Raw genomic sequence first — 5,197 nt, 5'->3', positions numbered from 1 at the left:
CCCACCCGGTGCTGGGCCGCACGGTGCTGGCCTATGTCTACCCTATCGACGGAAGGCCTGGCTACAGCGCCGAGTTCCGCCTGCTGCAGGTGGAGGAGGCCGGGCCGGAGGAGATCACCCCTGACCTCAGCTACATCGCCGAGGGGGTCGAGACCGTGGAGGGGGAGCAGGAGGTTGAGGGAAGGAGGACGCGCTACAGCTACCTGCGCTTTGCCAAGCGGGCCGCGACGCCCATCCGGGACTACACGCTGCGCTACCGGACGGTGGCCCGGTGCAGCATGTCGCCGAGTGGGGATGAGGCCTTCTTCTACTACACCTGCGGCCCCTACCAGCTGGGGGTGAGGGACGGGGAGATCTTCTGGCAGTAGCCTCTCATCTTCCCTCCCAGCGGCCGCCGGTCCTGCTAGCATGCTCCATATGAGAGGCTTTCTGTTCCTGCTCCTGCCCCTCCTGCTGGCCGCCTCCTGCAGCCGGCAGCCGGCCGCCCCGCCGCCCCCGCTCCCGGTCGACCCCCCGGCGGACGGGCCCATCGTCTGGGGGAATGCTGAGGACCCGCGGGACGTCTTCTTCTACTTCAAGGACAACGCCCGGGGGCTGGAGGTGACCACCTACATCGAGGCCCTGGACGGGAGCTGGCGGCACCAGTGGTACGGGACCCCGGACATTGGTGAGGTCAGCAAGCAGTACCGCGAGATGCAGAGCTTCGGGGCCAACGAGGGCTACATCCTGCACTACGGGCTGGACGTGAGCCCGGACCGGCGCTACGGGGGGCGCAAGTTCTTCTGGCGGTACCGCTTCCGGATCGACGCGGAGCGGGGCTTCCCCTGGCGCTTTGAGGCCCCGGTGGGGCCGGTGGTCTTCGGGGTGATCGACCGCTTCCCCTGGGAGGACCGGCCCGGCCTGGCCGGGAAGACCCCGAGGAGCCCCGAGGTCTGGAGCGCCCTCAACCTGGGGCCCATCAGCGGCCCCCTCATCGCCTGCTTCCAGCAGACCGCTCCCTACCCGCTGGAGCTCTGGTACAAGCGGGGCATCTACATCTCCTTCTGGAAGTCGGCCCCCCAGCAGGGGCGGAACGTGGGGCAGCTCCACCTGCCCCCCAGCTTCACCCTGGTCTGGTCCTGGACCAACGGGGTCTCCGAGGGGCTCGGGGAGGCCCGGGATGTTGATGCCCACCACTCCATCGGGGTGGACTCGCCCGAGATCATCCTCAACAACCGCACCGACAACTGGGTGCTCTACTACGCCGCAGCCCAGGGCCGGGGGCCCTTCCTGCACCCCTGGGAGCGGAAGCTCTGGCGGCTGATGGGGCGGCGCTTCGGGGCGGTGGAGCAGCCCGACGGGAGCGTGCGCTGCGAGCGGGGGGAGTGGCGGGTGGAGGAGGTGACCAGCCCGCGGGAGGTGGTGGACTTCTTCATCAACGACATGCTCCAGCGCCCGGAGAACGGGAACCGGGACCTCCACCACTTCCCCGAGGGCACCCCCATCGAGCCCGGCTCCCCCTTCCTGCCCCCGGGCTGGCCCTGACGGAGGGAGCGGCATGGCCTCGTGGCGCTACCTGCTCCTGGGGCTCCCCTCGGCGGGGCTGCTCGGCCCGTTGGCGGTGGCCTGGAGCCTGGGCCGGCTGACCTGGCGGCGGGGCCTGGTCTCGCTGGGCCTGGCCCTGCCCCTGTGGGCCCTGGCCTGGGGGCAGCCCCACCTGTGGTCGGCCCTGCTGTGGTTCGGGGGCCTGCTGGCCCTCAACGCCTGGGCGGCCGGGGGGCTGCGGCAGGTGTGGGGCTGGCTCTTTGCCGCGGGGTTGCTGCTGGGGCACACGGGGCTGGCCCTGGGGGTGGCGCTGGCGCTGCTCCACCCCCTGTTTGAGACCCGGCAGGGCCTGGGGCTGGCCCTGGCGGGGCTGCTGGGGCTGGAGCTCCTCTTCCGCTGGAGGGCTGGCCGTGGCTGAGCACCCCTTGCTCCGGGACCTCCCGCCCCCGGCCCGGCGGGAGGTGGAGGCGGCCCTGGACCGGGTGGAGGTGGCCCGGGGGGCGTGCCTCTACCGGCAGGGCGAGCCGGCCTGGGCGGTCTGGTGGCTGGCCTCGGGCCGGGTGCGGCTGGAGCGGCGGCGGGGCGGCCGGGTGCGCCCGGTGGGGCTGGCCCTGCCCGGTGACCTGGTGGGGGAGGGCAGCCTGGTGGGGGAGGCGCACTACCTCGAGACGGCCCGGGTGGCGGAGGACGGGGTGGCCTGGCGGCTTTCCCGGGAGGACTACGAGGGGCTGGCCGTGCGCTGGCCCCTCCTGCGGCTGAACCTGCTGCGGGTCCTGAGCGGGAAGCTCCGGGAGCGGATGGAGGAGCTGGAGTGGTGCAGCTTCGCCAGCCTCCAGGGGCGGCTTGCGGCCTACCTGGTCCGCCTCTGCGAGCGGGAGGGCCGGGCCGAGCTGCCCCTGAGCCACCGGGCGCTGGCCTGCCTGGCCCGCACCAGCCGGGAGTCTGCCACCCGCGGCCTGCGCCGGCTGGCCCGGCGGGGGCTGCTGCGGCAGCGGTACGGGAGGGTGGAGGTGCTCCAGCCGGAGCGCCTGTCGGACCTGGTGGGCCTGGAGGGCTGAGGTGGTCCAGGAGCCGATCCTCTACCCGGGGGAGGCCCTGCGCACGCTGCGGGATGGCTTCCCCCGCCGGGTGCTGGTGGTGCGGGGCCGGCTGCGCCGCTCCTCCAGGGCCTACCGGAGCGGCTACTACCACAGCCTCTTGGGGGAGGAGGGGGAGGGCCTGACCCTGCTGGCCCCCCCGGCGCTGGACGCCCGGCTGCCCCGGGAGGACGGCCAGCTGGTCACGGTGCGGGGCTACCTGGACTTCACCCTCTCGGAGGGGCGCATCCAGCCCCTGCTGCAGATGACCGAGCTGATTGCGACAGAGGCGGCCCCGGCCCCTGACCCGAGGCTGCCCCTTTACGAGGGGCTGGCCCGCAAGGAGCGAAAGGATGTGCCCACCCTGCTGCGCCGGGCCCTGCTCTCCGGTGAGCGGCCCCGGCTGCTCTTCCTCTACCCCCGTGAGGGGATCGTGGACCACGACGTGGAGCGGGCCCTGGGGGCGGCCCGGGCGGCCTTCCAGATCGAGGAGCGGCGGGTGGGCTTCGCGCCCGCTACCCTGGTGGGGGAACTCGAGCAGGCCGACCTCAAGGGCTACGCGGCCATAGCGGTGGTGCGGGGCGGGGGGAGCGGCCTCTCGGCCCTGGACCACCCGGCCCTGGTGGAGGCGGCCCTCGCCCTGCGCACCCCCCTGATTGCGGCCATCGGCCACGCCAAGGACAGCACCCTGCTGGCCGCGGCGGCCGACTGGCGGGTGGAGACGCCGAGCCTGCTGGGCGCCGCTCTAAAGGAGCTGGCTGCGGCCACCCCACCCCCGGCCCGCCCCTTCCCCGTCTGGGAGCTCTGGCTGTACCGGCTTCTGGCCCTGGGGGCGGCCCTGTGGCTCCTCTGGAGGTGGTTGGGGTCAACTACCCTGACCAACCCCTAACGGGGTCTGGACAGGGCTTGTAGGGACAGAACCGTGCAGGGCACGATTCGCTTCCCCCACGTTCGGCAGGTTGACGGCTGCCCAGCCCCGAACACTAAGGTTCAGGGCTGCAACCTTGTCTGCATGGCCAGCGAACCCGCAGACTCGGCACTGGAAGGTACTCTGGTCAGGCCGGTTGGCCTTCTCGGTATGCCCGCATCTGGGGCACTCACGGCTGGAGCCCCTCGGGTCAACGAATACCACCCTCACCCCAGCCCTTCGGGCTTTGTACACGAGCTTCTGCGTAAGGTCACGGAAAGCCCAGGTGTGCAGCGTGGAACGCTGAGGCCGTCTAACCCTGACCCGACGGATGCCCCCAAGGTTCTCCAGGGCAATCGCCCGATTCGTGCGTTTGGCCTTTTCCACGATGCGCCTGCTGACCACGTGGTTCACACCGTTGGCAAACCCCCTCTCCTTTCCCGACAACCGCTTGAGCAGCCGCTTGGCCCCTTTGGTGGCCTTCCGCTGAAGCTTGCTCCTGAGCCTGCGGTAGCGATGGCGGACGTTGTTGAGATGAGCACCGCTGTAGACCTCTCCGTCCGAGTCGGTAGCGATATTGACGATGCCAAGGTCAACCCCCAAGACGCCCTCAACCTCGGCGGGGTCAGGTTCCTCAAGGTTGACCGTCGCGAAAAGATAGAACTCTCCCCGCACAAGGGCGAGGTCGGTCTCTCCCTGTCGGGTCTCCAGAAGCTTCCTTTGGTAAGCGCCGCAAACGAAAGGGATGGTCTGGCGGCCCCCAGTTGTCCAGATGGACACGGTGGAGGCGTGCACTTTCCACGAGAGAACCCGGTCATCGTAGGTGATAGCCCCCAGCTCACGGAAGGAGCGTTTGGTCCTTCTGTCCAGCCCGTAGGCGTCCACAACCCTGGCGTTAGCCCGAACCACCATCTGCGCCGAGAGGCCAAACCGCTCCTTCGTGGTGTGGTAATGGAGGTGATGCAGTGGGACTTGCTTGAAGGTGCGGGTGTTCCAGGCCAGGTCGGAGATGTAGTTACAGGCCGCGTTGAAGCGCCGCATAGTCTCGAGCAGGTAGGCCCGCCCCTCGGGCGTGGGCAGCAGCTTGACCTTCGCGGTGAGCTTCACAGCGGCAGCGTAACGCAAACTTGTCAAACCTTGAAGGAGGTGAACGGGTATTGCGCTCTTGCGAGCGCCTGGGGCTATCCCTCCCCAGCCAAACCAGGGTTTGGTTGGGGTCTCTCGCCCCAGACCCCTTTCTGATGAAAAACCTCCTTCCCCTTCTCGCCCTCCTGGTCTTCCTTGGGTACCTGGCCTCCCCCCGGGGGGGTAGGCCAGGGGAAGGCCACGACGGCCCTGGAGCTGGTGGGCTGGGCCCTCCTGCCCGCGGACACCTTTGCTCAGGAGGTCTATGGGGCCCCGGGCTTCCTGGCCCTCGGCCGGGCCAACCTCCTCCCCCAGCATGGGGAGGTCCTGGCTTTCTGCCAGGGGTAGGTGCGGGAGGGAGGGGAGGTGGAGGCCCTGGTCCTGGAGCGGCGGACCCTCAGGGGGGAGGTCCTCTGCCGGGCCCGCCTCCCCTGGGGGGAGGCCTGGGTGCGCCTCGAGGCCCGGCCCGGGGAACGGGTGGGGCTGGGCTTCACCCGCCTCCTGCGCTTCCCCCAGGGATAGCGTCCCCTAGCTCGGCGGCCAGGGCCCTTAGGGCACCTTCCCG

General features: G+C 70.5%; 7 protein-coding genes. 6 read left to right on the top strand and 1 reads right to left on the bottom strand.

What is annotated here, in order from left to right:
• The 5 genes from NZ849_RS00700 to NZ849_RS00680 all read left to right on the top strand — a co-directional run.
• Nucleotides 1–368: hypothetical protein (locus NZ849_RS00700; RefSeq protein WP_295403057.1), on the top strand; the 368-nt coding region annotated here is incomplete at its 5' end.
• Nucleotides 369–417: 49 nt separating this feature from the next.
• Nucleotides 418–1,524, top strand: coding sequence for a hypothetical protein (locus NZ849_RS00695; protein ID WP_295403054.1), 1,107 nt, complete (start codon nt 418–420; stop codon nt 1,522–1,524).
• Nucleotides 1,525–1,537: 13 nt separating this feature from the next.
• Entirely contained in the window at nt 1,538–1,942 is a 405-nt protein-coding gene (locus NZ849_RS00690) for a competence protein (RefSeq protein ID WP_295403051.1), read from the top strand.
• A complete protein-coding gene (locus tag NZ849_RS00685) occupies nt 1,935–2,582 on the top strand; it encodes a Crp/Fnr family transcriptional regulator (protein WP_295403048.1) in 648 nt (215 codons plus the stop codon). Before NZ849_RS00690 ends, NZ849_RS00685 begins: the two co-directional genes overlap by 8 nt.
• 1 nt (nt 2,583) lies before the next feature.
• Nucleotides 2,584–3,489 carry an exodeoxyribonuclease VII large subunit gene (locus NZ849_RS00680; protein WP_295403045.1) on the top strand — a complete coding sequence of 302 codons (906 nt, stop codon included), beginning with the start codon at nt 2,584–2,586 and terminating at the stop codon, nt 3,487–3,489.
• Here the strand turns inward: NZ849_RS00680 and NZ849_RS00675 are convergent.
• On the bottom strand, nt 3,466–4,614 hold the full coding sequence (locus NZ849_RS00675) for a transposase (RefSeq protein WP_295403042.1): 1,149 nt from the start codon (nt 4,612–4,614) through the stop codon (nt 3,466–3,468). The genes NZ849_RS00680 and NZ849_RS00675 overlap by 24 nt on opposite strands.
• Before the next feature lie 366 nt (nt 4,615–4,980).
• Between NZ849_RS00675 and NZ849_RS00670 the strand changes: the two genes are divergently transcribed.
• Nucleotides 4,981–5,154, top strand: a complete 174-nt coding sequence (locus NZ849_RS00670; RefSeq protein WP_295403038.1) for a hypothetical protein — start codon at nt 4,981–4,983, stop codon at nt 5,152–5,154.
• Nucleotides 5,155–5,197 lie beyond the last annotated feature (43 nt).

Origin of the sequence: Meiothermus sp., assembly GCF_025060375.1 — a bacterium.
Taxonomy (GTDB): domain Bacteria; phylum Deinococcota; class Deinococci; order Deinococcales; family Thermaceae; genus Meiothermus.
Note: the sequence above shows the minus strand (reverse complement) of the source record. Positions and strands in the feature narration are given on the sequence as shown.